Genomic DNA, 25822 nt, shown 5'->3' with positions numbered 1-25822 from the left:
ACGTAATACCGACCGATAGGAACTTACCGCGTTGTTTCCGGCTTCGCTACGGTGATAAGGTTATGCCGGTACCGGTGGTACGCGACGCATCACGACCGCTTGTGAAGCTGTGACGGCTTTACCGGCGTCCCCCTTTCGGAGTCTAGCCGGATGAAAACCCTGCCCCTCAACCACGCCTTCACGTTGATCGAACCCGGCCCGGTGGTGTGGGTGACGACCAACGACGGCCGGCGCGACAACGTGATGACGGTTTCCTGGACCATGGTGTTGGACTTCTCGCCCAAATTCGCGATCGCAACCGGGCCGTGGAACCATTCCTATCAAGCGCTTCGCGACACCAAGGCCTGCGTGCTGGCGATTCCGACGCTGGACTTGCTCGACCGGGTGGTCGGCATAGGCATTTGCTCGGGCAGCGATACCGACAAATTCGCCAAATTCGGTTTGACCGCGCTACGCGGCCAGCACGTCGCGGCGCCTTTAATCCAAGAATGCTTAGCGAACATCGAATGCCGGGTGATCGACATCGTCGAACGCCATAACATCGTCGTGCTGGAAGGGCTGGCCGCTTACCTGGACGACGAACGCGCGGAACGCCGCACCCTGCACGCAGTCGGCGACGGCAGTTTCGTTGCCGACGGCATAAAACTGGATCGGCGGGAGATGATGGCGGCGAAATTGCCCGAAGGTATCTGATCGCCCATCCGCAAAAGCGGCGGATTTCGGTCGGTTCCGGCATTCGTTTTTAGCGACGACGCTAGCGCGGTGGGTTCATGCCGCCGCTTGCGGTCTGGAACGCGACGACGGATGTTCCGAACTCGGCGATTCTAGTTTCGAGCTCAAACGTTGGCGTTATTTACGCCAGCGTTCGAGCTCCCCTGGAAATCATCAAGAAATTTTCGACTACGCCCGAGCCTCCAGCAAACCGTCGAGCTTTTTTGGAAAACGTTATCCTGCCGAACGGCAAGGTTTCGGCGACCAGGGCCGTAGGGCGGATAAGCGAAGCGTCATCCGCCGATAAAGCTGTCAATTATCCGGTCCACCCGCTTCAGCTCGTAGATACTCTGTTCAAAATCAACAAATTTCGTCGTTTCTTTATTGCGCGACATTTGGTACCGGAATGGCATAAAACCGTGTGTTGTCGAACGGCTGATCGTACTTCAGCATGCCATGGATCGCATGCAGTAATTTACGCATGACGGCGCAGACGGCTTGCAAAGGTTTCTTGCTGGAAGTACGCCCGCACATGCGGATCGTGCTGTTTGGCACTCAAGGCCGGCATATACAACGCCGAACGAATATGCCGGTTACCGGCCTTGGACAGCCGCATTTTCTTGTGTACGCTTTTGCCCGACTCAAAGGCCTTGGGATCGAGTCCGGCAAACTTGACCCATTCGCGATGCGACAGATTGGGCGGCAATAGCAGCAGCTCGCCCATCAAGGCGATGGCGCTGGTTTGGGCAATGCCTTTGATGCCGGTCAGCATTTCGAATATTCGTTGAAGATCCTGGTATTGGTCGATCAACGCCAGCGCCTCGCTAGCCAACGTATCGATACGTTTTTCCAGCTGACTAATCGCCAATTTGGCATCGCGCAGCAAGGCCTGCGGAGTTTCCTCTGTCGCACTCAGCGCATGCAGATGATTTTTCGCGGCGGCTTTTTGACCCGTCAGTGCATCGATGCGGCGAGCAAAACCACGCAAGGCCAACACCTGATTCGAAGGGGGTGTCCAGGCGACGAAATCCATGCGCTCGACATATTCGGAGAGGGTATTGGCATCGACCGCATCGGTTTTACTGTTTTTCATCAAGACCTTGGCAAAATTATGCGAGGCTTTGGGATTGATCGCCATCACCGGAATGCCGGCGTCATGCAACGCAATCGCCAGATCGAAGTGGTAAATACCGGTGGCTTCCAGACAGACCTTGATGCCGGGTAATTTGATCAGTTTATTGACCAAACTCGCACGGTCAGCGCGGATATTCGACCGATACATCGCTAACATTTTCTCTGCGGCCGCCTTCACCAACTCCCGCAAAAACCCTGGCTCCACCACTTCCATCTCGGCGCCGTATTTCAGAATATCCATCAGCAATTCTTCGTGGCGGTTGAAGGGGATGCGCAGTTGGTAGCGGCCGTCGGCCAGCCACTCGGATTCTTGTTGGCTGTGCCAGCATTCGTCGGCGACCCAGCGGCCGGCTTTGGCGGAGAAATTCAGGATGGCGGTGTGTTTGGGCGTGCCGGCGAAGATGCCGTAGGCAGAGCCGAAGTGTTGTTGCAGTGTGTCCGGCTCCAGCAGAAGCGCCGGTTCGCCGCTGGCGGTTGCGGACTTGATCCTGTCCAGCGCAAAGGTGCGCGGTTCGTCGCGTTGGTGGCAGTAGGCGTCCAGGTACCAGTTGTCTTTATATAAAACCAGGTTCTGCGGCGAGATGGTCCGTGCGCTGGTTTGGGCGTCACTACGGGCGTGGTAATGAACCAGTAGCCGTTGTTGCTCGAACAGGGCTTGGGCCAGCGTTAGGAACAAGTCGCCGTCGCGGCAGCGGTAAGCGTGGCTGAGGATTTTGACCCGGCTCAGTTTCTGGGTTTTGATGCCCGGCGAGCGGTCCAGTAATTTTTGCAGATGGTCGCGGAGTTGGCCGATTTCGTTGCGTAACAATCCCGGCGCCAGGTTGCCGAGCAGGTGTTGGCAGGCAATGAGGGCTTACAGTTCTCCGGCGGTCAGCCAAATGCCGGGCAGTTCGAACGGGTAACGCAGGTCGGTACGGTCGTAGTAATAACCGCCCGCCGAGCGGTTGCAGATCAGCGGCGCGTTTAAATGGTCGGGCAGTTCCTTCGTCAGGCGTTGTCGAGTGGATTTTGAGCATCCCAGTTGTTTATCGAGTTCTTTTCCGGAAATCGGTGTGCGCCGGTGTTTTCGCAGATTATGGAATTTGATGATTTTGTCGATGTGCTGCATGGTCCGTCATCGCGGTGATCTTCTCGATCGAGAAGTCTAGCGCCTGTTTCCAGGCGCCGGATGTTGGCCGAATTCGGGTTGCCGTTCGCCGCCAGCTTGCACGCTTGGCAAGTCTTGCGACGGTTGGATTTGTCGTGAGCTTGCGGATTTTTTCCCAATTTTGGTGACTGTTTATGAAAGCCATTGGGCAAAGGACCGGCATACCTGGATCGGAACGCCTTCGATCGCCGCTGAATCCGCTACGACGCCCTTCCTTATTCATTGTCCGCAGTGACAAATCGTTTCATGATCGTTAGGTTAATATTGAGAATTTGCGCGCCCGGTTTTGCGGTGTAATCGTCGCTGGGATGTAAGTGTTGCGTGAAATTACCGGCGGTTACATGCAATAATGGTTCCTTTTTATTTTGCGGTTTTGGGGCAGGGTAACGGGTGAGCGGCGATAACGATATTCAGGCCTTGGCGCTGGCGGTGATTCAGACCGAAATGCAGGCCGTCGCGCGTCTGGCGGAACGGATCGACGAGGCGTTCGTTCGGGCCTGCCATTTGTTGTTGGACTGCAAGGGACGGGTGGTCGTGACCGGCATGGGCAAGTCCGGGCATATTGCCGGTAAGATTGCCGCGACGCTGGCCAGCACCGGGACGCCGGCGTTTTTCGTACATCCGGGCGAGGCGAGCCATGGCGATCTGGGTATGATTACTCGCCAGGACGTGGTGTTGGCATTATCCAACTCCGGCGAGACCGGGGAAATTTTGACGATCTTGCCTATCATTAAGCGACTGGGCGTGCCCTTGGTGGCGATGACCGGCAATGCCGATTCGACGCTGGCTCGCATGGCCAGCGTGCATCTGGACGTCTCGGTGGAACAGGAAGCTTGTCCTTTGGGCTTGGCGCCGACCGCTAGTACGACGGTGGCCCTGGTGATGGGCGACGCGTTGGCGGTGTCCTTATTGGAAACCCGCGGTTTTACCCGCGACGATTTTGCGTTGTCGCATCCGGGCGGTAGCCTGGGCAAGCGCCTGCTGTTGCGGGTCGAGGATATGATGCATCGCGGCGACGAAGTGCCAGCGGTGGCCGACGACGCGTTGGTTAGTAGGGCCTTGCTGGAAATGACCGAAAAGAAATTGGGCATGACGGCGGTGGTCGATGCCGATCGCAAGGTGGTGGGAGTTTTTACCGACGGCGATTTGCGGCGGATGCTGGAGAAAAATCTCGATGTTCACATTACCCAAGTCGCGCAAGTCATGAGCCGACCCGGCACAGTCATCGATGCCGGAATGTTGGCGGCGGAGGCGATGCGCATTATGGAAACCAAAAAAATCAACGCCTTGTTGGTTGTCGATCACGAGCGGGTCTTGCAGGGTGCGCTCAATACCCACGATTTGCTGCGGGCCGGCATCGTTTGAGGGCGTTGCGACATGTTTGGATTGGATAGACAAAAGCTGCAACTCATTGAAAGCCTCAAACTGTTGATTTTGGACGTCGACGGCGTGTTGACCGACGGCCGGCTGTTTTTCGACGACGAGGGTCGCGAATATAAATGTTTTCATGCCCGCGACGGGCACGGTATCAAGTTGTTGCGGCAGACCGGCGTCGAGGTGGCGGTCATTTCCGGCCGCAAGTCGAATTCGGTGACGTTGCGCATGCGCGGTCTGGGCGTCGAACACGTGTACCAGGGCCACGAGAACAAACGAGCCGCATTCGCCGAGATTCTGGAGTTGTTGGGGTTGCGAGCCGAGCAGGTCGGCTATGTCGGCGACGATGTGTTGGATTTGCCGATTATGCGCCAGGTGGGTTTCGCGGTGGCGGTTGCCGATGCCAATTTCGCGGTCAAACGTTACGCCGACTGGCAAACCGAAGCGGCTGGCGGATTAGGCGCGGTGCGCGAGGTTTGCGATCTGATCATGCAGGTGCAGGGGCGTTTCGATTCGGTTTTGCAGGCCTATCTATGAAGGGACGCATCCGCAATCTGGCCGTGTACGCTTACGTCGCGCTGGCGGCGGCGTTGTCCTGGTGGCTGGCGGAAATGCATGAGCTGCGTCAGGAGCAGATCAAGATCGAGGAAAACAGTCCCGATTTTTTCAGCGAGGTCTATTACAAACAGGAAATGGGTCTGGACGGTATCGCTAAAAACGAGCTGTCCGCCGAGCGGATGCAGCATTTTAAAACCGACGGCAGCACCCATTTGCAAAAGCCGGTGATGACGCTGTACAACCCCAACCAAATGCCCTGGGTGATTAAAGCCGATAGTGGCGTGATGGCCGCCGACGGCGAACATTTGCAATTGAACGGCACGGTTTTTATCAATCGGGAGGCGTCCAAAACCAACGCGGCGCTGACCGTCAATACTTCGGATTTGCGGGTTAATCTCGCCAGCCATTATGCGGAGACAGCGGCTTGGGCCGAAATTATCGGCCCGCCCAATAAAACGGCGGGAATAGGTATGGAAGCGACTTTCGTCAGTCCGATTCACCTGAAATTGTTGTCCAAAGTGAAAGGTCGCTATGAAATTAAGTAAAATGCTGGGTTGGAGCCTGTTATGGCTCGCGCCGGCGGTCGTTGCGCTGGAGTCGGATTCGGAACAACCGATCTACATCGACTCGAACAATGCCGTCTACGACGAGAAAACCCAGGTCAGCACGTATACCGGCGGCGTCGTCGCGACGCAAGGCACGATTCGTATCGATGCCGATCAGTTGGTGGTTTACCTGAAGGACGGAGCCATCACCAAGCTAATTGCCACCGGTAAGCCGTCGCGCTTCAAACAGTTGCCCGCCGTCGGCAAGGACGAAATGCACGGCGAAGGCTTGGTCAACGAATTCTACCCGGAAAAAAATCTGCTGATTTTCATGAAGAACGCCTCGGTTTGGCAGGGCGACGCCAAACAGTCCAGCGAGTATATCGAGTACGATACCAAGAACTCGCTGTTGAAGGCCGGCGAGCAGAGCACCGACGGCAAGCGGGTGCATTCGGTGATCCAACCCAAGACCAAAAAGGCTCCGTAATGGCGCGTTTGCTTGCCGAGCAGTTGTACAAGCGCTACAACAACCGTAACGTGGTTGATGGTGTCGGTTTGCAGGTCGATACCGGCGAAGTCGTCGGCTTACTCGGCCCCAACGGCGCCGGGAAGACCACCAGCTTTTACATGCTGGTCGGTTTGATTAGGGCGGATAAGGGCGATATTTACCTGGACGATCAGCGCATCACCTACCAGCCGATGCATCGGCGGGCTCGCTTGGGGATAGGCTATCTGGCCCAAGAAGCGTCGGTGTTTCGCAAATTGAGCGTGGCGGATAATTTGCGGGCGGTGTTACAGATTCGCGACGACTTGACCGACGGTCAGATCGAGCTAATGATTGACGAACTGCTGGCGGAATTTAATATCAACCATTTGCGCAAGCAACTGGCGCTGGGCTTGTCCGGCGGCGAGCGGCGCCGGGTTGAAATCGCCCGTGCCTTGGCCAGCGAGCCGCAATTTATTTTGCTGGACGAACCGTTTGCCGGCGTCGATCCGATTTCGGTGCTGGAATTGCAAAAAATCATCGCGCATCTGAAGCAGCGCGGCATCGGTATTTTGATTACCGAGCATAAGGTCAGAGAAACATTGGAGATATGCGATCGCGCCTACATCCTGAATGACGGCAAGGTTATCGCGGAGGGTGTATCCCGCGAACTGGTCGACAATGCGGAAGTGCGCAGAGTGTATCTGGGCGATAAATTTAGCTTATAGATTTTTAAATACACATGAAGCAATCCTTACAACTCCGTATCGGTCAGAGTCTGACGATGACGCCGCAATTGCAGCAGGCGATCAAATTGTTGCAGATGTCGACCCTGGATTTGCAGCAGGAAATCCAGCAGGCGCTTGAATCCAATATGATGCTGGAGGTGGAAGAGGAAGAGTCGCTGAATTTGGATTTTCGAGAAAAGAAAGCCGAAAACCCCGATCAAGTCACCAGCGAGGGGTCGCAAACCGACATGCCGGACGAATTGCCGGTCGACGTCAGCTGGGACGATGTTTACGAAAGCAGTTTGCCCAGTGGCGGAGACGACGGCGACACGCCGGAATTCGAAAGCTTCCGCAGCAAGTCCGAAAGTCTGCACGATCATTTATTCTGGCAATTGGAGTTGCTGCCCATCTCCGACCGCGACTACGCGATCGCGGCGGCGATTATCGATGCCATCAACGACGACGGTTACATCGCCACCGATCTGAACGACATTTGTCAGGGCTTGCAGGAGCAGCTCGACAATCTGGAAATCGACGAGGTTCAGGCCGTGTTGCACATGCTGCAGAATTTCGACCCGGTCGGTGTGGCGGCTTTGGACTTGGCCGATTGCCTGCGTTTGCAGTTGCTGCAGTTGCCGGCGACGACACCCTACCGTGTGGATGCGCTGGATTTTGTGAAACGGCATCTGGATTTACTGGCGACTTGCGATCAAGCCCGCTTGATCAAGCGCGTCGGTATGACCGAGGACGTGTTGCGGGGCGTGTTGGCCTTGATCCGCACCTTGGACCCCAAGCCTGGCGGTCAAGTCCAGGAAGTCAGCGTCGAATACGTGGTTCCCGATGTGTTCGTCGCGAAGGTAGCCGGGGCGTGGCAAGTCAATCTGAATCCGGAAATCGCCCCGAAATTACGGATTAATCCGTTTTATTCCGGGATGATCAAGCGGGCTGACAACAGCCAGGACAACGTCAGCATGAAAAACCATCTGCAGGAAGCGCGCTGGTTTATCAAAAGCCTACACAGCCGCAACGACACCTTGTTGCGGGTCGCGCGCAGCATCGTCGAAAAGCAGGGCGATTTTTTCGAGCACGGCGCGATCGCGATGAAGCCGATGGTGTTGCGGGATATCGCCGAGGAACTGGAACTTCACGAGTCGACGATTTCCAGGGTCACCACCCAAAAATACATGCACACGCCGCACGGCGTCATCGAATTCAAATACTTCTTCTCCAGCCATGTCAGTACCGATGGCGGCGGAGAATGTTCGGCGACCGCGATTCGGGCGCTGATCAAAGAATTGGTCGGTTCCGAAAACCCGGCCAAGCCATTAAGCGATAGTAAAATATCCGACTTATTGAATGAAAAAGGCATCAACGTCGCCCGCCGCACCATTGCCAAATACCGGGAAGCGATGTCGATACCGCCAACCAGCCAGCGGAAAAGGCTTATCTGAGTACGGAAGCATAATTTTTAAAAACAGGAGTATTCCATGCAAGTTAGTATCACCGGTCATCACGTAGAAGTTACCGATTCGTTAAAAGCTCATGTCGAAGACAAAATCAGCAAGATCAAGCGTCATTTCGACAACGTCGTGGACGTTCACGTGATTTTGACCGTCGAGAAACTGGAGCAAAAAGCCGAAGCGGCCGTGCAAATCAGCGGCGCCAAACTGTATGCCGAGGATGTCCAGGAAGATATGTATGTCGCGATCGATAACATGGTCGATAAACTGGACAGACAAATCGTCAAACACAAAGAAAAAAACCAAAATCACCGTTAATTCCTATCGGTTCGCGGGGACGGTTTGGCGTCCCCGCCTCGAATTCTCATCATGAAACTCGTCATCGTCAGCGGCTTGTCCGGTTCCGGAAAAAGTATCGCCCTGGATACCCTGGAGGACTGCGGTTACTACTGCATCGATAACCTGCCGGTGGTGCTGTTGCAGCAGTTTGTCGACGACGTGATGGCGAAGGCGCCGGCCACGTACGCCAAGACCGCGATCGGCATCGACGCTCGCAATCGCACTGAAAAACTGGCGGACTTCCCCGATTGCATCGCATTTATTCGCGGCAAGGGTATCGATTGCGAAGTGGTTTACATGGAAGCCGACGAAAACATCATTCTGAAGCGTTACAGCGAAACTCGGCGCAAACATCCGTTGACCACCGAAAGCTTGCCGTTGCGCGAGGCGCTGGACATCGAACGACAAATGTTGCATCCGGTGGCGGTGATCGCGGATATCGTCATCGATACCAGTTTTACCCATTATCATCAGTTGCGGGACTTGTTGAAAAACCGCTTGGGCGAGAAAGGTAGGAGTTCGCTGTCCATTTTGTTTCAGTCTTTCGGCTTCAAATACGGCATGCCGCTGGATGCCGATTTCGTGTTCGACGCCCGCAGTTTGCCGAATCCGTATTGGGTGCCGCAGCTAAGGGGTTTGACCGGTAAACACGCCGAAGTGGTCGAATTTTTGCAGCACGAAACGGCCGTCAAGGAATTTCTGCACGATGTCGGTTATTTCGTCGGCCGTTGGGCGCCGCGTTTCGAGTCCGACAATCGCAGCTACCTGACGATCGCGATCGGCTGCACTGGCGGTCAACACCGTTCGGTATACTTGGTCGAGACGCTGGGGCAACACTTTAAAACCCTTACCCCTAACATTATCGTCAGGCATCGGGAGTTACGTTTCCCGGCCTCCTAACCTTCCGGTTTCAGCTTATGACAACACCCACCCTGCCGGAAAACGGCGAACATCTCTTGGCGCGCGCTACGGCGATTCTGGCCAAGGGCTCGCAGATCGAAATTCGCAATCTGGTGCGTTCGCTATATCCGGCCGAAGCGGCATTCGTGTTGGAGGCGCTGGAACCGGAGCCGCGCGCCAGCCTGTGGCGTTTGATTCCGCCCGGTGTCATGGGCGAGGTGTTGATCGAGTTGAATGTCGAAGTTGCGACCGCGTTGTTGGCGATCACCGACCGTAAGGATTTGATGGCCGCGACCGAGCAAATGGGTGCCGACGGCATGGTGGACTTGTTGCATGTCTTGCCGGAACCCTTGCTGTCTCAGGTTATGGAATCGATCGGAGTGCACAACCGCAATCGGTTCGAACAAGCCCTCAGTTACCGCGAGCATACGGCGGGCGGCTTGATGTCTCAAGACGTCTTGACGATACGGGCGGATGTTACCTTGGATGTGGTGTCGCGCTATTTGCGGCTGCGCGGCCGGGTGCCGGCCGGTACCGACAGTCTGATCGTTGTCGATCGCAAGGATAGTTTTCAGGGGGTGTTGGCGATTAGCCAGTTGTTGACGCACGATCCGCACACCAAGGTTTCCGAGTTGATGGATACCAAGAGTCCGGGGATTTCCTACAAAACCCCGAGCCGAGACGTGGCCGCGCTGTTCGAGCGGCGCAAATTGCTGTCGGTACCGGTACTGGCCGACGACGGTAAAGTGTTGGGTAGGATTACGATCGACGACATCCTGGATGTGATTCGCGAAGAAGCCGATCATTCGCTGATGAGCATGGCCGGCTTGACCGAGGAACACGACATGTTCGCACCGGTCGTGGCCAGCGCCAAGCGCCGGGCCTTGTGGCTGGGTGTCAACTTGCTGACCGCGTTTCTGGCGGCCTGGGTTATCGATTTGTTCGAAGATACGATACAGCAAATCGTGGTTTTGGCGGTATTGATGCCGATCGTCGCCAGCATGGGTGGTATCGCCGGAAGTCAAACCTTGACGCTGGTGGTTAGAGGCTTGGCGCTGGGCCAGATCAGCGGCGGCAACGCTCGCGGCTTGTTGTTCAAGGAAATTTCGGTCGGCTTGTTGAACGGGCTGATTTGGGCGGTCGTCGTCGCCGCCGTGGCCGGAGTTTGGTTTCACAATCCGCACATTGGTATCCTGCTCGGCGCGGCGATGCTGATCAATTTGGTGTGCGCGGCCTTTTCCGGTGTGGCGATTCCGGTTTTGTTACAAAAAATCGGTGTCGATCCGGCGTTGGCTGGCGGGGTGCTGTTGACAACGGTCACCGATGTGGTTGGTTTTATGACCTTTTTAGGTTTGGCGACGCTGTTTTTACTGTAAGCGATTGTGCTTTTTGTCACGGAAAATGCTAACATTCGGGGTCATACATGAGCTGATTTTCCCAAATCGATGTCCACCGGCACCATTAACTCGCAAAAAACAGCTTTGGAGTTTAAAAGCACCTCATTGACCGTCCCGGTGCTGCTGCTGTCCGGAAACGACTTGCCCGCCATCGACGAGCAACTCAAGGAAAAAGTCGCCCAGGCCCCGGAGTTTTTTCGCAATTCGCCGTTGTTGATCGATTTGCAAAAGCTCAACGCGCAGAATCTGGTGCTAGATTTCGCCGACATCGTGGCGACCGTGCGTTCCCACGGTTTCATGCCGGTCGGCATCCGCGGCGGTAACGAGCAACAAAACCAAGTAGCGCTGGCGATGAATCTGCCGGTGCATTCGCTGCACGGTAGCAATACTCCGCTAATCAGCAAAGAGCCCGCCAAGCAGCCATTGCCGACGCCGGAGCCGCCACCATCGGCCCCCGCCGCGTCGAACGTCGAAAATAAATTAATCACTCAACCGGTACGTTCCGGACAGCGCGTTTACGCCAAAGGCGATTTGATCGTGACCGCGACTGTCAGTGCCGGTGCCGAAATCATGGCGGAGGGCAACATCCACGTCTACGGTTCGTTGCGGGGACGCGCCTTGGCTGGCGTACTAGGCAAGGCCGAGAGTCGGATTTTTTGTTCCGATTTGCAAGCCGAGTTGATTTCGATTGCCGGCACCTACCAGCTCCGCGACGATTTGAGTCAGCACGCCCCGCATAAACCGGTACAAATCAGTCTGGCGAACCAGAAGCTGATCATCAAAGAACTTTAGATTTCTAGGAGGAACGACATTGGCCAGAATTATCGTAGTAACATCAGGAAAAGGCGGCGTGGGTAAAACCACCACCAGCGCGGCGATCGCGATGGGTTTGGCCAAGAAAGGCCATAAAACCGCTGTTATCGATTTCGATGTCGGTCTGCGTAATCTGGATTTGATCATGGGGTGCGAACGGCGAGTGGTCTACGATTTGGTCAATGTGATCAACAACGAAGCAACCTTGAACCAAGCCCTGATCAAGGACAAGCGTTGCGATCAGCTCTATATCTTGCCCGCCTCGCAAACCCGCGATAAGGATGCGCTGACCCTGGAAGGCGTCGAGCGCATTCTCGAAGAACTAGCCAAGGATTTTAAATACATCGTTTGCGATTCGCCCGCTGGAATCGAACGCGGTGCTACACTTGCCATGTACTTTGCCGACGATGCCTTCGTCGTGACCAACCCGGAAGTGTCGTCGGTGCGCGATTCGGATCGGATGCTGGGTATACTGGCTAGCAAGTCGCGCCGCGCCGAGAAGGGTGACGAGCCGATCAAGGAATATTTGTTGCTGACCCGTTATTCCCCCGATCGAGTCAAGCTGGGCGAAATGTTGAGCGTGGATGACGTGCAGGAGATTTTGTCGCTGCATCTGTTGGGCGTGATTCCCGAGTCCAAGTCGGTATTGAATGCCTCCAACTCGGGCACCCCGGTGATTTTGGACGAGCAAAGCGACGCCGGTCAGGCTTATGCCGACATCGTCGCGCGTTATTTGGGCGAGGATCGTCCCCACCGATTCATAGAGGAAGAGAAGAAGGGCTTGTTTAGCAAGCTGTTCGGGAGTAAGTGATGAGTCTGTTAGATTATTTCCGGTCATCCAAGCCCAGTAGCGCATCGTTGGCCAAGGAACGGCTGCAAATTCTGGTCGCCCACGAGCGCGCCTCGCGAAATCAGCCTTCTTATCTGCCGCAATTGCAACAGGAGTTGCTCGCGGTGATTCGTAAATACGTCAATGTCAGTCAGGATGCGATTACCGTCAATTTCGAGCAGGATGGCAATCAGGAAACATTGGAACTCAATATTGTGTTGCCCGACGAACGTTAATCGCGCCTTTAGCGTTTGTTGTATGTCTGCCGCGTGGCGCCGGACCGAATACCCGATTTTTTTGTTGCTTAAAGTGTGAGGAGCTGAAATGGTAGAGATAATTGGTGAAGCGGCCGGAAAAATCTGGCAATTTTTGAATACCAACGGTGAGGCCAGTGTCAACAAAATCACCACCGAGACTGGTTTGGGCAAAAACGAGGTACAGCGGGCCTTGGGCTGGCTGGCTAAGGAAGATAAACTCAACATCGAAATGAAAGGCCGCGTTGAAACGGTCTCTCTCAAGTAATCGTTCCTTTGTCTCTCCGGAGCGCTTAAGACTGGCCTAAGCGCGTTCGCTTCCAATACCGGTGGCTGTATCGCGGTATTGGACGATCCGGGAGGTGCCCTCCGATTCGCCGTCCGCCGGGAATGCCCGGCGTGGCGGCGTTAACGTCCGTCGGTGCGACCGATGCGTCTCGATAACCGCCATAACAACAATAATTTTTCCCTAGCGGAGTTTGTCACCCGAAATGAAAGCCAAAATTGCCACCTTTTTTTCATTGGTGTTTCTGGTTGCCGTCAACCTCGGTATCTGGTCCTACATTAACAATCCCCTAAAAATCCCGTCCTGGAATAAAACCATGATGGGGCTGACCTTCAGCCCGATGCGTCGAGATTCCAACCCGCGCGAAGGCAAATACCCGACCCAGGAACAAATCGCCGAAGACATTAACCTGCTGTCGGACAAGGCGCATTCGATCAGAACCTATACCGCGTTGGAAGGCATGGAAGTCGTGCCGGAACTGGCGGCCAAGAACGGCTTGAACTTGGCGATGGGCGCCTGGATAGACGACGACCGCGAGAAAAACCGCCGGGAAATCGAAGCGCTGATCCAGCTTAGCAACCAATATCCGAAAGCCATTGTTCGCACGCTGGTCGGCAACGAGACCCAGATCCGCAAGAACGTCGAAATCGAGGAGTTGATCGAGTACATCCGCGAGGTGAAAAAACGCACCTGGAAGCCGGTCAGTACCGCCGAAACCTGGGATGTGTGGGAAGCCCATCCCGAGCTGGTTGCCGAAGTGGATTACATTGGCGTGCATATTCTGCCCTACTGGGAAGGCATTCCGATCGAAGAGGCGGTTGATTACGTATTCATGCGCTACCACGAATTGCAAGCCATGTACCCCGGCAAGCAAATCGTGATTTCCGAGGTCGGTTGGCCGTCGGACGGACAGCCCTACAAACACTCGACCGCTTCGTTGGCCAATCAGGCTAAATTTCTGCGTGGATTTTTGAACCGGGCCACTGAGGAAAAACTGATTTATTACGTTGTCGAAGCCTTCGACCAACCGTGGAAAATCGAGATCGAAGGGACCGCCGGCCAGTATTGGGGCGTGTTCAACGTCGATCGAGAACCCAAGTTTCCGATGGAAGGCGACGTGCTGGCCAACCCGACTTGGCGCAACTGGGCCAGCGGCGCGGCCTTGTTGAGTATCATCCTGATGGCGGCGTTCCTGTTCACCCGCAAGAGCTTGAAACTGCCCGGCAAGCTGTTTTTCGGCATTGTCGCCAACTTGGCGGCGTCGGTACTGTTTTGGTCCGCGTCGATCGCCGCCGCACAATATCAGACCGGATTTTCGGTGGTGTTTTGGGCAATTTTGTTGATGATGCAGGCGATGGCGATTTTGGTGCTGTTGACCGAGAGTCTGGAAATCGCCGAAGTGTTATGGCACCGCAAGGGCCGCCGCACGTTTACGCCGTTAACGCCGCCGACGGATTTCCGCTATCCGAAAGTGTCCATCCATTTGCCGATTCATAACGAACCGCCGGAAATGGTCCGCAAGACGCTGAACGCGCTGGCCAAGGTCGATTACCCGAACTACGAAGTCCTGGTAATGGACAACAACACCAAGGACCCAGCGGTTTGGCAGCCGGTCCGCGACGATTGCGACCGGTTGGGCGCGAAATTTCGCTTCTTCCATTTGGACAATTGGCCGGGCTATAAAGCCGGCGCGATCAACTACGCACTGGAAAACACCGCTGAAGACGCCGAAATCATCGCGGTCATCGACAGCGATTACATCCTATCGCCGGATTGGCTGAAAGCCATGGTGCCCTACTTCGATCAGGAAAACGTCGGCTTTGTGCAATCGCCGCAAGACTATCGGGATTCCCACCAAAGCTCTTTCAAAAACATGTGCTATTGGGAGTACGCCGGCTTTTTCAATATCGGCATGGTGCAGCGCAACGAGTACAACGCGATTATTCAGCACGGCACGATGACGATGATCCGCAAATCGGCTTTCGAAAAAGTCGGTCCGTGGGGCGAATGGTGTATCTGCGAGGATAGCGAACTGGGTTTGCGCTTGTACGAGGCTGGTTACGACTCGGTTTATTGCAAGGAATCCTTCGGTCGCGGTCTGATGCCGGATACGTTTTCCGGTTACATGACCCAACGTTTCCGGTGGGTCTACGGTGCGATGCAGATCATCAAGCAACATTGGCGGCATTTCTTGCCCAATAAGAAGTCCTCGTTGACGTCGGCGCAGCGCTACTACTTCGTCGCCGGTTGGTTGCCCTGGTTTTCCGACGCGTTGGCCCTACTGTTCACCGGTACCAGCCTGGTATTGACGGCCTTGCTGCTTTACGATCCGAAACATAGCGAGTTGCCGGTCAACGCCTTTCTGTTGCCGACGATAGGTTTGTTCGCGTTCAAGATCCTGCGTGGGCTGTGGCTGTATAAGGCCAGGGTGGCATGCTCGCTCTGGCAAGCCTTGGGCGCGGCCTTGGCCGGTTTGTCGTTGACCCACACCGTGGCGCGCGGCACCTTGCAAGGCTTGTTTACATCCGGTAAACCGTTCATGCGGACGCCCAAATACGAGCAGCAAGGCCCGCTAGTTGCCGGTTTGCTGATTATCTGGCAGGAACTGTTACTGCTGATCCTGCTGCTGGCAGGCGCGGTCGCGATGCGGATGGAGCCGCAGTTCGACAATCTGAGCGGCCGCTTGTGGGTGGCGGTATTGGTGGTGCAGTCGGTGCCGTATATTGCGACCTTCCTGACCATTTTGATCAGCGTGGCCCCCAACTACATCCCCGGCCAGAAGCTGTCGGCCGACGAAATGGACGCTGAATAACTAACCGGACCGACCGAGCCCTCGCCGACATTCAGTTGGCGAGGGCTTTTTTATGCTTTTTTTTGATGGTCGTCTCGCGCCGAAAGCAAACTTAAGCAACATGGCGGATTTCCTGATCGCAAAAATGGAATCATCAATTCGAAAGTTGCGAAAGATGGCTGCAAATGGCTAGCAAATCCCCGCCGCTAGCGCAAAAATGGCAACAACACGCCAAACAATAAAATCAACACCGCGCCGAGCAGCGCGGTTGAGCTGGGGATTTGTTCGAAGAAGATCGCGCCCCAGCTCAAACTCAGCACCGGCGTCAGATAACCGACCGAGCTGACCAAGGCCGCCGGTGCCGATTGGTAGGCGCGGGTTAGAAAGTGCTGGGCGCCGCTGCCGAGCAGACCGACCACGATCAGCAAGCCCCAACTCTCCGGACTGGCCGGCCAGCGGAAGCCGAACGCTGTAAAATAGGCGGCGTGCAGGATTAGCGCCGCCAAGCAAAAATAAAAGATTATCGTGGTCGCCGGGTTGCTGCGTCCGGCCCTCGCCAACATCAAATAGGCCAGCGCCGACAGCAAACCGGCGCCGAGCGCGGTGGCCTGGCCGAATAAATTGCCGCTTTGCTGAAAGTCGAATAGCAAACCGACCCCGCTAAAGGCGCCGACGATGGCCAGCCAGACCGCCAACGAGTTCTTCTGCGCCAGTAGGAAAGGGCTGAGCAAGGCGACGAACACGCCGCTGCTGGAGGTTAAAAACGTGCTTTCGCCGGGACCGATCCAGGCGATCGAGGTAAACGACAGCATCAGCGCGCTGGCGCCGAACAATCCGCGTAACCATAGCGATGGCCGGCAGTCGCCCAGCAAGGCCGTCAGCCGACGGCCTGCCAATGCGGGAAGGATCAGTACGGCAAGATTGCACAGAATCCGAATGAAGCTGGCCATCACCGCCGGCAAGCCGGGGTCCAGTCGTTGGCTGGCGTAAACGCCGGCGTTCATCAACGAGAACAATAAACAGGCGGCAATCATGTCCAGCAAGCCCAAGGTTTGCCGACGGCGCGCGGCGCTGGAAACGAGCCGGGCGGCCGGCGGTGAAGTGGATTTGGACACGGTCGGGTGAATGGATAAAGGTTTAGTTTACCTGCTTTTGACGGTGCTTCGGCGGCCCGATTCGGGTTGGAGGTATACGCGGGCGGCATTTACCGCGAGAATGGCGACAAACATTCGCCTTTTGTAACTGTTCAGATGTCGCTTGGGGTAAGTTGGTTGCCTTTGGCTTTAAGTTGAACGGTTACAGTCGATGTAAGCAGTTGTCAAAGCGGAGCCGAAATAAGACGTTGGCAAAGCGGAGCTGAAATAAGGCGTTGGCTGAGCGGAGCCGAAGCCAGCGATGTCGCTTCGACTCCGCTCAGCGAACGGCGTAGCTGACGCTGAGGTGTTCATTCCCCTGCTCCGTCGGGAGACGGTGTTTTTTACTTCGCGCTGAATGATAACCGCCTTTTTTGAATTCCCTCTTCACTCGGAGTGAACCCATGCGCTTGAGAGACACCCTGCGCCAGGCCGGCAAGGCCATCGCCGCCCAAGCGTTACGAGCCGGTTTGATTGTGCTGGCGATGAGTATCGGCGTGGCGTCGGTGAATATCCTGACCGCGTTGGGCGACAGCGCGCGCAACTATGTGGTCAACGAATTCGAGTCGCTGGGCACCCACTTGTTGATTGTATTGCCGGGCCGTAGCGAAACCACCGGCGGCCACCCGCCGCTGCTCGGCGAAACGCCGCGCGATCTGACGTTGGACGACGCCGAAGCCCTGTTCCGCAGCCGCAATATCGCCGCGATCGCGCCGGTCAATATCGGTTCGGCGCCGGTGTCGGTGGCCGGCCTGGAGCGGGAAACCAACATCATGGGTTCGACCCATGCCTTGCTGCGGGTGCGACATTTAACGGTCGCCCAGGGCCGATTTCTGCCCGAAGCCGCCGCTGGGCGGGAACTGTCGGTCTGCGTCATCGGCAAGAAAATCCGCGAGGATTTGTTCGGCCAACGTCGAGCGGTCGGCGAATGGCTTAGAATCAACGACCGCCGCTTCCGGGTCGTTGGCGTGCTGGCCGAGGAAGGCCAGTCGATCGGTACCGGTTTCGATGAACTGGTGATCGTGCCGGTGGCCTCGGCGCAGGCCTTGTTCGATAGTCACTCCTTGTTCCGAATACTGATCGAGGCGCATAGCGAGTCGGCGATGCACCGAGCTGTCGACGAGGTGCGCCGCATCATCCAAGCGCGCCATGAAGGCGAGGACGACATTACCGTGATTACTCAAGACAGCGTGGTTAACACTTTCGACAAGATTCTTAGCGCACTGACTTACACGGTGGCCGGCATCGCCTCAGTCAGCCTGGCGGTGGCCGGCGTGCTGGTGATGAACGTGATGCTGGTCAGCGTCAGCCAGCGTACCGCCGAAATCGGTCTGTTGAAGGCCTTGGGCGCCCGGCGCGCCGAGCTGCAAGCGCTGTTCTTGACCGAAGCCGCCTTGTTGTCGTTGGCCGGCGCTTTAGTGGGCAATCTATTGGGCAACGCCGGTATCGCCGCGCTGGGCTGGTGGCATCCTAATTTCCCGCTGCATTTGCCGGCTTGGGCTTGGACAGCTTCGCTGGCGGTGGCACTGGTGACCGGCCTGGGCTTCGGCGTGTTGCCGGCCCGTAAGGCGGCCGGTCTGAACCCGGTGACGGCCTTGGGACGGCGCTAATCATGAGCTGGCTAGATACCTTAATGCTGGCGCGGACCAGCGTGTTCAGCCATAAGCAGCGCTCCTTGCTGACCGCGCTGGGTCTGATCATCGGCATCGCCGCGGTCGTGATTCTGACCGCGATCGGCCAAGGCATACACCGTTTCGTGTTAGCGGAATTTACCCAGTTCGGCACCCATTTGCTGGCGGTGTTTCCCGGCAAGACCACCACCTTCGGCTTGTCCGGCGCGACGATCAGTACGGTGCGGCCGTTGTCGGTGGCCGATGCGGTCAGCTTGGGCCGGCTGGACAATGTCGTCGCGGCCATGCCGTTGGTGCAGGGCAACGCCCGGATCGAGGCCGGCAATCGCCAGCGCCGCGCCAATGTGTTTGGCGTAGGCGCGGCCTTACCGCAAGTCTGGCAACTCGGGGTCGCCAGCGGCCGCTTCCTGCCCGACACCGCCGGTCACGCCTCGCGGGCCTTCGCGGTGCTGGGCAGCAAGGTGTATCGCGAATTGTACGGACGCAGCAGTCCGCTCGGCCAACGGCTGCGGATCGGCAACGACCGGTTCCGGATCGTCGGCGTCATGGAGGCCAAAGGCCAAATGCTGGGCTTTGACCTGGACGACACGGTATTTGTCGCCGCCGACAAGGCGATGGAAATGTTCGACCGGCAGAGCCTGATGGAGATCGACCTGTTGTATAGCGGCGAAGTGAGCGTGGCGACCGTGGAACAGGCCATCAAGCGCCGATTGATCGCGCGGCACGGCAGCGAGGATTTCACGCTGGTCAGCCAAAATCAGATGCTGGAAAAAATGGATTCGGTGCTGGGCGTGCTGACCATGGCGGTTGGCGCGCTGGGCGGAATCTCGCTGTTGGTCGGGTCGGTGGGTATATTGACGATCATGACCATCGCGGTTTCGGAGCGAGTCGGTGAAATCGGCTTGTTGCGTGCCATCGGCGCCGAGCGGGGTACGGTGTTCCGGCTGTTTCTCAGCGAAGCCTTGCTGTTGAGCATGAGCGGCGGCTTGGGCGGCCTCGCGGTCGGCGTCGGCGTGGTGCTGGCGGTACGGGCGCTGTTGCCGGGTTTACCGGTTGAATTGGCCTGGGGTTATCTGATCTCGGCGTTTTTTTTGTCGTTGGCGATAGGCGTCGCCGCCGGCGTGGTGCCGGCGATCCGCGCCGCGCGCCTGAATCCGTTGCGGGCGTTACGGACCGAGTAAGCTTGAATTGTCGAATCCCGGTACCGGATAGGCTAAAGCATTCTCTTGGCGCTCGATCGCGCCGATAGTGCTGGGGCGAGTCGAATCGACGGCGTATCGGAAAAGGATTGGAAACCCGATGCGATTTACCAATATTCGCGGCGACGGGGCTGATGATGTTGTTCGGTCTTGGCGCCGTCAATGCTATCGGCATGCCGAAGCGCCGGCTAACGTATAATGTTCGGGTAAATTGCTTACCGAGAGTGATTGGTCATGCGCGACACTGGCGATTGCCGATATTCGATCCTGATACTTTGCCTGTTAGGCACGGCTTGCCGACCGGCCGTTGCCGACGATGGCAGCGATGCGATCAGTTCCACGGCCGAACTGCTGCCGCTGAGTTGGGAGGAACTGACTGAGCTGGATGTCTCCGGTCTGGCGCGTCGCCAGCAATCGGTCAAGGACAGTCCGGCGGCGGCCTTCGTGATTACCGGCGAAGATATACGCCGTTCCGGTGCCAATAGCCTGCCGGACGTGTTACGGATGGTGCCGGGCATGAACGTGGCGAAAATCAATGCATCCAATTGGGCCGTCAGCGCGCGCGGCTTCAACGATCTATACGCCAATAAACTTCAAGTGATGATCGACGGCCGTAGCGTTTACGACCCGTTGATCAGCGGGGTGTATTGGGGCCAGCAGAATCCGGCGCTGCAAGACATCGAGCGTATCGAAGTGCTGCGCGGTCCCAGCGGTACCTTATGGGGCGCCAACGCAGTGAACGGCACCGTCAACATCGTAACCCGCTCGGCTCGCGACACCCAGGGCGGCTTGTTGTACGGCGGCGGCGGCACCGAGGAGCGCGGTTTCGGCGGGGTTCGCTACGGCGGCCAACTGGCGGACGGCGTACATTGGCGGGGCACCTTGAATGCGGTCAACCGCGACGCCAGCGCGCGGCTGAACGGTGCCGGCGATACCGCCGACTATATGAACGCGCAAAACGCCAATTTTCGGCTGGACGGTCAAACCGGCGAACGGGATCAATGGATGCTGGAAGCCAATGTGGCGCGTTACCGTTTACAGGGTGACTACATCGGTGTGACCAGTATCGATCCGCCCGCTTGGCGCTCCGACGACTTCGGCCGCGACGGCGTGACCGGCAGTCTGCAAGGCGATTGGCGACACCGGGCCGAGAGCGGCCACGATTGGCGCCTGAACATGGCGTTCACCCAAACCGAGTGGACGTTGGCGATGAACCGCATGAGTCGATCGCAATACGTGCTGGATTGGCAGGACAGCCTGCCGTCCGACGGCGCCCACCATTGGTTGTGGGGTTTGAACTATCAAATGATCAACGATCGTTTCGATAACACCCTGACCTTGAGCTTTTTGCCGGGCGAATTCACTCAGCACAACGTCGGTCTGTTTCTGCAGGATCAAATCGATTTGGGCGAAGACGTCAAATTGACGCTAGCCAACCGGGTCGAGCATTTTACTTACACCGGGTGGGAAACCGAACCGAATGCCCGTCTGATTTGGACGCCGGACCGCCGCCACAGTCTGTGGGCGGCGATATCGCGGGCGGTGGTTTTGCCGAATCGAGCCCAGCACAGCATTCGGCTGTACAAGACGATTCCCGGTACCGACCGGTTTTTCGAAGCCATTGCCAATCCCCACATGTTGACCGAGAACTTGATGGCCTACGAGTTGGGTTGGCGCTGGCAGGCCACCGACACCATCGATATCGATACCGCGCTGTTTTACGACATCTACGATCGGATGCAAGGCACCCGATTTACCGGCCAAGTTTTCAACGATCCCATTCCCGGCACCTTGGAAGCCACGGTCGGCAACGAGCGGCAAGTCAAAAGCTACGGACTGGAAGTGTCGGCCAACTATCGAGTCAACCACGATTGGCGCCTGCAAGCCTCATACAGCGCCAATCAATTCGATATCGAATACGATCGCAGCCAATCCTGGCTGCGCGATCCGCTGACCGAGCAGCACTTCAATCCCAGTCATCAGTTGTCGCTACGCTCGCTATTCAACCTGACCAGCGAAATCGAACTGGACGCCTGGGCGCGCTATGTCGATAGGCTTTATGTGGATCAACACGAAATACCGGATTACATTACCCTCGATTTACGCCTGGGTTGGCATCCGCACCGGAATTTGGAGTTTTCGGTCAGCGGCCAAAATTTGCTGGACGCCTACCATCCCGAGTTTAGCGACATTCTGTACATACAATCGGTCAGTCAATTGCAGCGTGGTTATTTTGCCCAAGTATCCTGGCGGTTTTAACCGGTCGGTCGTGGGCGCGCTGGCGCGCTGGCGCGTTGGCTGGATTTCGCTGTTGGCCGTGGCGGCGATTTCGTGGGTCGCTGCCAGCGACAGCGTGCCATCCAATCAGGAGTATCAGCTAAAGACGGCCTATTTGTTTCATTTCGCGGAATTGGCGGAATGGCCGGAATCGGCGCCAGTCAATATTTGTCTGTTGGGCGACAGTCCGCTACGCGACTATTTACCGGTTTTGGAAGGCTGGCAAATCGACAACCGCGTCGTACACGTGTCGCTCGGCGATAACATCGACAATTGCCGCATCCTGTTTTTAAGCGATCTCCACGTATTGTCGAAGGCGGTCAGCGAATATGCCCGCATCCGCCACGTACTGCTGGTCAGCGATGTCGAGGATTTCGCCCGCCGCGGCGGCATGGTGCAATTTACGTTGCGCGACAATAAATTAAAGTTGGTGGTGAATTTGCCGGCGGTCAGGGATGCCGGTTTGAAACTCAGTTCCAAATTGTTGCGAATGGCGGAAATCGTGCAATGAACCGCGCTCGTCCGAATCTGGGCTATGGTTAACCTGCATTTGTTTTCAGTCAGGAGTTTGTATGTTCAACATCGTCAATTATTACGAGCAATTGGTCGTCGACCGGTTATGGAAAATGGCCGAATCCGGCGAATTGCCGGAGGGGGGCGGCTTGCGGGAAGACGTGGCTTGCCTGGCCTTGAACCGATTAACGCCGTGTTACGTGCGCAACCCGATCGACAAGGGGATACACGTTGACGACAGCCAATATCAACGGATGACCGCCAACGTCGAGGCGGCGATTGCCGAAGCCGTTAAACAGGTGCTCGATAGGCCGCGAAGCGACCGGGATGCCTCGTGAGACGGGCGGCTAGGACAGTGGTCTGCTCGATGCTGATGCTGGTTATCGCCGGTTGCGGTTCTGCCGATCAGCCGCCGGACGAGCCACGCGCCGGCGGCGATGGCCGAGCGGTCGCCGAGGCGCTGCAAAAGCCGGTCGAACAAGCCAGGGACGCGGAAAAACAAATTTTCGAAAGTGCCGAACGCCAAAAGCAGGCGGCCGACCAGATGTGATACAGGCCGAGCCCGCGCCCATCGGGCGCGGGTCGGGAGAGTCAAAGGCTTATTTCAGATTGGGACAATCGAGGTATTTGGGATGGCTGGTGGTAATCGTGGCGACCCGATAATCCTGGTTGGGCGTATTGTCTGGACCTTGGCCTTCACCGGTGGCGCTGACGGTCAATTGCTCGGCCTTGGCGCCGTGATCGATCAATAACTTGACCACGGTATCGGCGCGGCGTTTGGACAGCGCCATGTTGTCGTTGGGTTTGCCGACAGTGTCGGCCGATGCAGTGACCGCCGCCTTGGCATCCGGATGCGCGCCAAGGTAGTGACCGAGATGGCCGATGCCGCCGTGATCGGTTTTGAACGGTACCGCGCTGCCGGTTTTGAAATAGGCTGCGACGTGGTGGATCGGCTCGTTCTGGTGATGGTTGTGGCCGTGAACTTCGGTCAACCAAGCGCACAGTTCCTTCTCTGACTGCAATTTATGCTCGGCGGCGGCTCGCGCGGCGGCTTGAGCCTGTTGCTTCTCGTCGATATTCCAATAGTAGCCTTTCTCCCAATGGTCCAGAATGTGATTGGCGGTTTCCAGGTTTTCCGCAGCTTTTTCCTCGTGCAGGATAGATTGTCCGTAATGGCCGGCCATGGAGGCGTCGATCTGTGCTTTTAATTCCGAGGTATCGTGTTTCGGTGTGGTACAGGCCGTCAAGGACACGGCTAAAACCGCGAGTGGCAAGTAAACTGATTGCGTTTTCATGGTGTTCTCCTCGTCGTGGTGGTGCGCCGTTACTCGCCGTCGTCCATCGGACCGTAATGGGTCCAATAGCCGGGCAGGTGCAGACCGAAATAGCGGGTGTCTTCGCTGTAGCGTTCCCAGACGTAGGCCGGGGAGATGAATTCATCGCTCGGGATCGGCGCGCTGATAAATTCGACGGTACCGACCAAGGTTCGGCCGACGGTGTGGGCAACGCCGCGCAACAAACCCCAGCTCATGCCGACCAGAATATTCTGTTCGCTGCTGATATTGACGATGTTTTTCGGCAGCTCGCCGACGCCCAGCGCCATATTAAAAAAGCCCTGATTAATTTTGTCGGTAAAGTCGTGCAAATAACCGTTTTCGTGTGCGTTTGCCGCCGGTGTCAACAGGAAACCGGAAAGCAGGCAGGTGGTGAGAAATGGATGGATTTTCATGACAGTGCTCCCGTTATGTTGCATAAGGTAATTCCGCATAGCCGCTTAAGCATAGCAGCGATCAACGGAAAAGCATCCGTGACAGCGGATATTTAGGGTTTAGCGGTCGCCAGGGGGCCTTCTTTTCAGCTCAGTCGCCAGCAACTTCGACCCGATTGCGGCCGTTTTTCTTGGCGAGATACAACGCATCGTCGGCGGCTTGGATGATGGCTTCCAGCGTCAGGAACGGATCGATGGGGCGGCTGCAGATACCGATCGATATGGTCGTCGGTATGTAGCGGTTTTGGAAACGGAAACTATGGTTCATCACGGTTAAACGAATACGCTCGGCCCAGGCGACCGAGGCTGCAACGCTGGATTCGCGGAGCAGCATGATGAATTCCTCGCCCCCGTAGCGGGCCACCAAGTCTTCCTCGCGCATTTCCGCGCCGAGGATGTTCGCCAGTTCACGGAGAATCTGGTCACCAGCCAAATGGCCGTAGGTGTCGTTTTTCTGTTTGAAATGATCGGCGTCGCACATGACGATGGTCATTCGAGCGTCGGCACGTTTGCAAAACGCCAATTCTTGTTGAGCCCGCATCATAAAAGCATTGCGGTTCAGGATGCCGGTCAGCGCGTCGATATTGGCGGCTTGGTATAGTTCCTCCTCGGAGCGGGCTTCTATGAAGCGCTTATAATCGATCTTCAGGTATAAATCGCCGACCCGGACCCGGTCCAGCAAATCGATGCGTTGCTTTTGAATGCGTTTTCCGTTGACGAAGGTGCCGTTGGTGGAGTTGAGGTCGGCGATAACGATGTAGCCGGGATAGCGGATGAAGGCACAATGTTGGCGGGAGATTTTCGGGTCCGGCACGCAGATGTCGGCATCCGCCCCCCGCCCCAAACTGATTTGCGGCTTGTCCAGTTTGTACTGTTTGCCTTGATGATGCCCCGACAGCATGATCAGGTAAGGCTCCAGCTCGGTTCTGGTCCTGCCGGCTTCCGACAGTTTGGTCACCAGCGTGTTCGCCGAGTCTTGCTGGGTCTTATCCGGGGGAGTGCTGGTCATGGCGGCATTGTAACCCTGTTCCGTCGTTAGTGTTTAAGGGTGTAGTCAAGCATAGGCCAATATTGTAAAACCTCCGGCGTTTGGTGTCTGCATTTGCCTGAAACGGTGGAGCTGCGGAGGCCGCGCCGATAGCGAGCGCGCCGACACGATGGCGGGTAGGGTATTGGCGCCAACGCTTACACTGACAGGCAGCACCCATTTTGAAAAAGTCGGTTTGGCCGCTCGCCCGGTTTGAAACTGCGCCGCGATATTGTCCGTCGCACCGCGAGCCTAGTAGCCATATCCGGTCAACCTACCCTGCAGCGGGCTAGCGAAACCGGAAAATGGGTCGAAAACGCCGATGAGATTGTCATCGAGAGTCCTTCAACCTAAAAAGGGCAGTTGGCGTGTATTGCGGGCCGTTCGTGCTGAGCCCTTCGGCTGCGCTCAGGAGAGCCCTGTCGAAGCATGGACGGCTCGCAATACACTCACCAAACGGGTGAATGAAAAGTCCCGCGCGCCCTTCGACAAGCTCAGGACGAACGGGATTTTTCATCGCCAAA

At 56.6% G+C, this 25822-nt stretch carries 27 protein-coding genes; 21 read left to right on the top strand and 6 right to left on the bottom strand.

Annotated elements, in window-relative coordinates; translation table 11 throughout:
• The first annotated feature begins 150 nt into the window (after positions 1 to 150).
• The gene (locus ACQE3D_RS23180; RefSeq protein ID WP_071159117.1) at positions 151 to 693 is read left to right on the top strand and encodes a flavin reductase family protein; all 543 of its coding nucleotides are present in this window, start codon (positions 151 to 153) and stop codon (positions 691 to 693) included.
• A 493-nt stretch (positions 694 to 1186) separates the two neighbouring features.
• Here the strand turns inward: ACQE3D_RS23180 and ACQE3D_RS23175 are convergent, their stop codons facing one another.
• Both ACQE3D_RS23175 and ACQE3D_RS23170 read right to left on the bottom strand, forming a co-directional pair.
• Positions 1187 to 2653: a WYL domain-containing protein gene (locus ACQE3D_RS23175; RefSeq protein ID WP_313730306.1), complete on the bottom strand. Its 1467-nt coding sequence runs from the start codon at positions 2651 to 2653 to the stop codon at positions 1187 to 1189.
• Positions 2654 to 2698: 45 nt separating this feature from the next.
• Positions 2699 to 2953, bottom strand: coding sequence for an HTH domain-containing protein (locus ACQE3D_RS23170; RefSeq protein WP_313730307.1), 255 nt, complete (start codon positions 2951 to 2953; stop codon positions 2699 to 2701).
• Between the two features lie 429 nt (positions 2954 to 3382).
• On the opposite strand from ACQE3D_RS23170, the gene ACQE3D_RS23165 reads away from it, so the two are divergent.
• The 14 genes from ACQE3D_RS23165 (at position 3383) to ACQE3D_RS23100 (ending at position 15771) form a co-directional block, all read left to right on the top strand.
• Positions 3383 to 4357 carry a KpsF/GutQ family sugar-phosphate isomerase gene (locus ACQE3D_RS23165; protein WP_281021693.1) on the top strand — a complete coding sequence of 325 codons (975 nt, stop codon included), beginning with the start codon at positions 3383 to 3385 and terminating at the stop codon, positions 4355 to 4357.
• 12 nt (positions 4358 to 4369) lie between these two features.
• Complete coding sequence (kdsC, locus tag ACQE3D_RS23160) at positions 4370 to 4903, top strand: 3-deoxy-manno-octulosonate-8-phosphatase KdsC (RefSeq protein ID WP_313730308.1); 534 nt, start codon at positions 4370 to 4372, stop codon at positions 4901 to 4903.
• Positions 4900 to 5469, top strand: coding sequence for an LPS export ABC transporter periplasmic protein LptC (gene lptC, locus ACQE3D_RS23155; RefSeq protein ID WP_064028127.1), 570 nt, complete (start codon positions 4900 to 4902; stop codon positions 5467 to 5469). Before kdsC ends, lptC begins: the two co-directional genes overlap by 4 nt.
• Positions 5456 to 5956, top strand: coding sequence for a lipopolysaccharide transport periplasmic protein LptA (gene lptA / locus ACQE3D_RS23150; protein ID WP_064028129.1), 501 nt, complete (start codon positions 5456 to 5458; stop codon positions 5954 to 5956). The genes lptC and lptA overlap by 14 nt, the downstream gene beginning before the upstream one ends.
• The gene (gene lptB, locus ACQE3D_RS23145; protein ID WP_064028131.1) at positions 5956 to 6681 is read left to right on the top strand and encodes an LPS export ABC transporter ATP-binding protein; all 726 of its coding nucleotides are present in this window, start codon (positions 5956 to 5958) and stop codon (positions 6679 to 6681) included. Before lptA ends, lptB begins: the two co-directional genes overlap by 1 nt.
• A 14-nt stretch (positions 6682 to 6695) precedes the next feature.
• Positions 6696 to 8132, top strand: coding sequence for an RNA polymerase factor sigma-54 (locus ACQE3D_RS23140; protein ID WP_313730309.1), 1437 nt, complete (start codon positions 6696 to 6698; stop codon positions 8130 to 8132).
• A 36-nt stretch (positions 8133 to 8168) separates the two neighbouring features.
• Positions 8169 to 8459, top strand: coding sequence for a ribosome hibernation-promoting factor, HPF/YfiA family (hpf, locus tag ACQE3D_RS23135; RefSeq protein ID WP_064028135.1), 291 nt, complete (start codon positions 8169 to 8171; stop codon positions 8457 to 8459).
• A gap of 51 nt (positions 8460 to 8510) precedes the next feature.
• A complete protein-coding gene (gene rapZ, locus ACQE3D_RS23130; protein WP_071159107.1) occupies positions 8511 to 9380 on the top strand; it encodes an RNase adapter RapZ in 870 nt (289 codons plus the stop codon).
• Between the two features lie 17 nt (positions 9381 to 9397).
• Positions 9398 to 10756, top strand: coding sequence for a magnesium transporter (gene mgtE / locus ACQE3D_RS23125; RefSeq protein WP_064028140.1), 1359 nt, complete (start codon positions 9398 to 9400; stop codon positions 10754 to 10756).
• 69 nt (positions 10757 to 10825) lie between these two features.
• Complete coding sequence (minC, locus tag ACQE3D_RS23120) at positions 10826 to 11569, top strand: septum site-determining protein MinC (RefSeq protein ID WP_313730310.1); 744 nt, start codon at positions 10826 to 10828, stop codon at positions 11567 to 11569.
• A gap of 19 nt (positions 11570 to 11588) precedes the next feature.
• Positions 11589 to 12401 carry a septum site-determining protein MinD gene (minD, locus tag ACQE3D_RS23115; protein WP_064028142.1) on the top strand — a complete coding sequence of 271 codons (813 nt, stop codon included), beginning with the start codon at positions 11589 to 11591 and terminating at the stop codon, positions 12399 to 12401.
• Positions 12401 to 12655 (top strand): cell division topological specificity factor MinE, encoded by a 255-nt coding sequence (gene minE, locus ACQE3D_RS23110; RefSeq protein WP_064028145.1) that lies wholly within the window; start codon positions 12401 to 12403, stop codon positions 12653 to 12655. The genes minD and minE overlap by 1 nt, the downstream gene beginning before the upstream one ends.
• Positions 12656 to 12743: 88 nt before the next feature.
• Positions 12744 to 12941, top strand: a complete 198-nt coding sequence (locus ACQE3D_RS23105) for a winged helix-turn-helix domain-containing protein (protein ID WP_064028147.1) — start codon at positions 12744 to 12746, stop codon at positions 12939 to 12941.
• 223 nt (positions 12942 to 13164) lie between these two features.
• A complete protein-coding gene (locus ACQE3D_RS23100; protein ID WP_313730311.1) occupies positions 13165 to 15771 on the top strand; it encodes a glycosyltransferase in 2607 nt (868 codons plus the stop codon).
• 185 nt (positions 15772 to 15956) lie between these two features.
• On the opposite strand, the gene ACQE3D_RS23095 is transcribed toward ACQE3D_RS23100, so the two are convergent.
• A complete protein-coding gene (locus ACQE3D_RS23095; protein ID WP_313730312.1) occupies positions 15957 to 16865 on the bottom strand; it encodes a DMT family transporter in 909 nt (302 codons plus the stop codon).
• 422 nt (positions 16866 to 17287) lie between these two features.
• Between ACQE3D_RS23095 and ACQE3D_RS23090 the strand changes: the two genes are divergently transcribed.
• The 6 genes from ACQE3D_RS23090 (at position 17288) to ACQE3D_RS23065 (ending at position 23053) form a co-directional block, all read left to right on the top strand.
• Positions 17288 to 18493 carry an ABC transporter permease gene (locus ACQE3D_RS23090; protein ID WP_313730313.1) on the top strand — a complete coding sequence of 402 codons (1206 nt, stop codon included), beginning with the start codon at positions 17288 to 17290 and terminating at the stop codon, positions 18491 to 18493.
• Positions 18494 to 18495: 2 nt separating this feature from the next.
• A complete protein-coding gene (locus tag ACQE3D_RS23085; protein ID WP_168028403.1) occupies positions 18496 to 19695 on the top strand; it encodes an ABC transporter permease in 1200 nt (399 codons plus the stop codon).
• Between the two features lie 252 nt (positions 19696 to 19947).
• Positions 19948 to 21972 carry a TonB-dependent receptor plug domain-containing protein gene (locus ACQE3D_RS23080; RefSeq protein WP_313730314.1) on the top strand — a complete coding sequence of 675 codons (2025 nt, stop codon included), beginning with the start codon at positions 19948 to 19950 and terminating at the stop codon, positions 21970 to 21972.
• On the top strand, positions 21947 to 22501 hold the full coding sequence (locus ACQE3D_RS23075) for a YfiR family protein (RefSeq protein WP_281021688.1): 555 nt from the start codon (positions 21947 to 21949) through the stop codon (positions 22499 to 22501). Before ACQE3D_RS23080 ends, ACQE3D_RS23075 begins: the two co-directional genes overlap by 26 nt.
• 61 nt (positions 22502 to 22562) lie before the next feature.
• A complete protein-coding gene (locus ACQE3D_RS23070; protein WP_313730315.1) occupies positions 22563 to 22841 on the top strand; it encodes a late competence development ComFB family protein in 279 nt (92 codons plus the stop codon).
• Positions 22842 to 22870: 29 nt separating this feature from the next.
• Positions 22871 to 23053: a hypothetical protein gene (locus tag ACQE3D_RS23065; RefSeq protein ID WP_313730316.1), complete on the top strand. Its 183-nt coding sequence runs from the start codon at positions 22871 to 22873 to the stop codon at positions 23051 to 23053.
• Between the two features lie 49 nt (positions 23054 to 23102).
• Here the strand turns inward: ACQE3D_RS23065 and ACQE3D_RS23060 are convergent, their stop codons facing one another.
• From ACQE3D_RS23060 to ACQE3D_RS23050, 3 genes are all read right to left on the bottom strand, one after another.
• Positions 23103 to 23798, bottom strand: a complete 696-nt coding sequence (locus ACQE3D_RS23060) for an OmpA family protein (protein WP_313730317.1) — start codon at positions 23796 to 23798, stop codon at positions 23103 to 23105.
• 29 nt (positions 23799 to 23827) lie between these two features.
• On the bottom strand, positions 23828 to 24232 hold the full coding sequence (locus ACQE3D_RS23055; protein ID WP_281021686.1) for an exosortase system-associated protein, TIGR04073 family: 405 nt from the start codon (positions 24230 to 24232) through the stop codon (positions 23828 to 23830).
• Between the two features lie 130 nt (positions 24233 to 24362).
• Entirely contained in the window at positions 24363 to 25280 is a 918-nt protein-coding gene (locus ACQE3D_RS23050; RefSeq protein ID WP_064026728.1) for a GGDEF domain-containing protein, read from the bottom strand.
• Positions 25281 to 25822 lie beyond the last annotated feature (542 nt).

This window comes from Methylomonas sp. MS20, assembly GCF_050275925.1.
Lineage (GTDB): Bacteria > Pseudomonadota > Gammaproteobacteria > Methylococcales > Methylomonadaceae > Methylomonas > Methylomonas koyamae_A.
The sequence above is the reverse complement of the archived record's forward strand: the minus strand, read 5'-3'. Positions and strand labels throughout refer to the sequence as shown.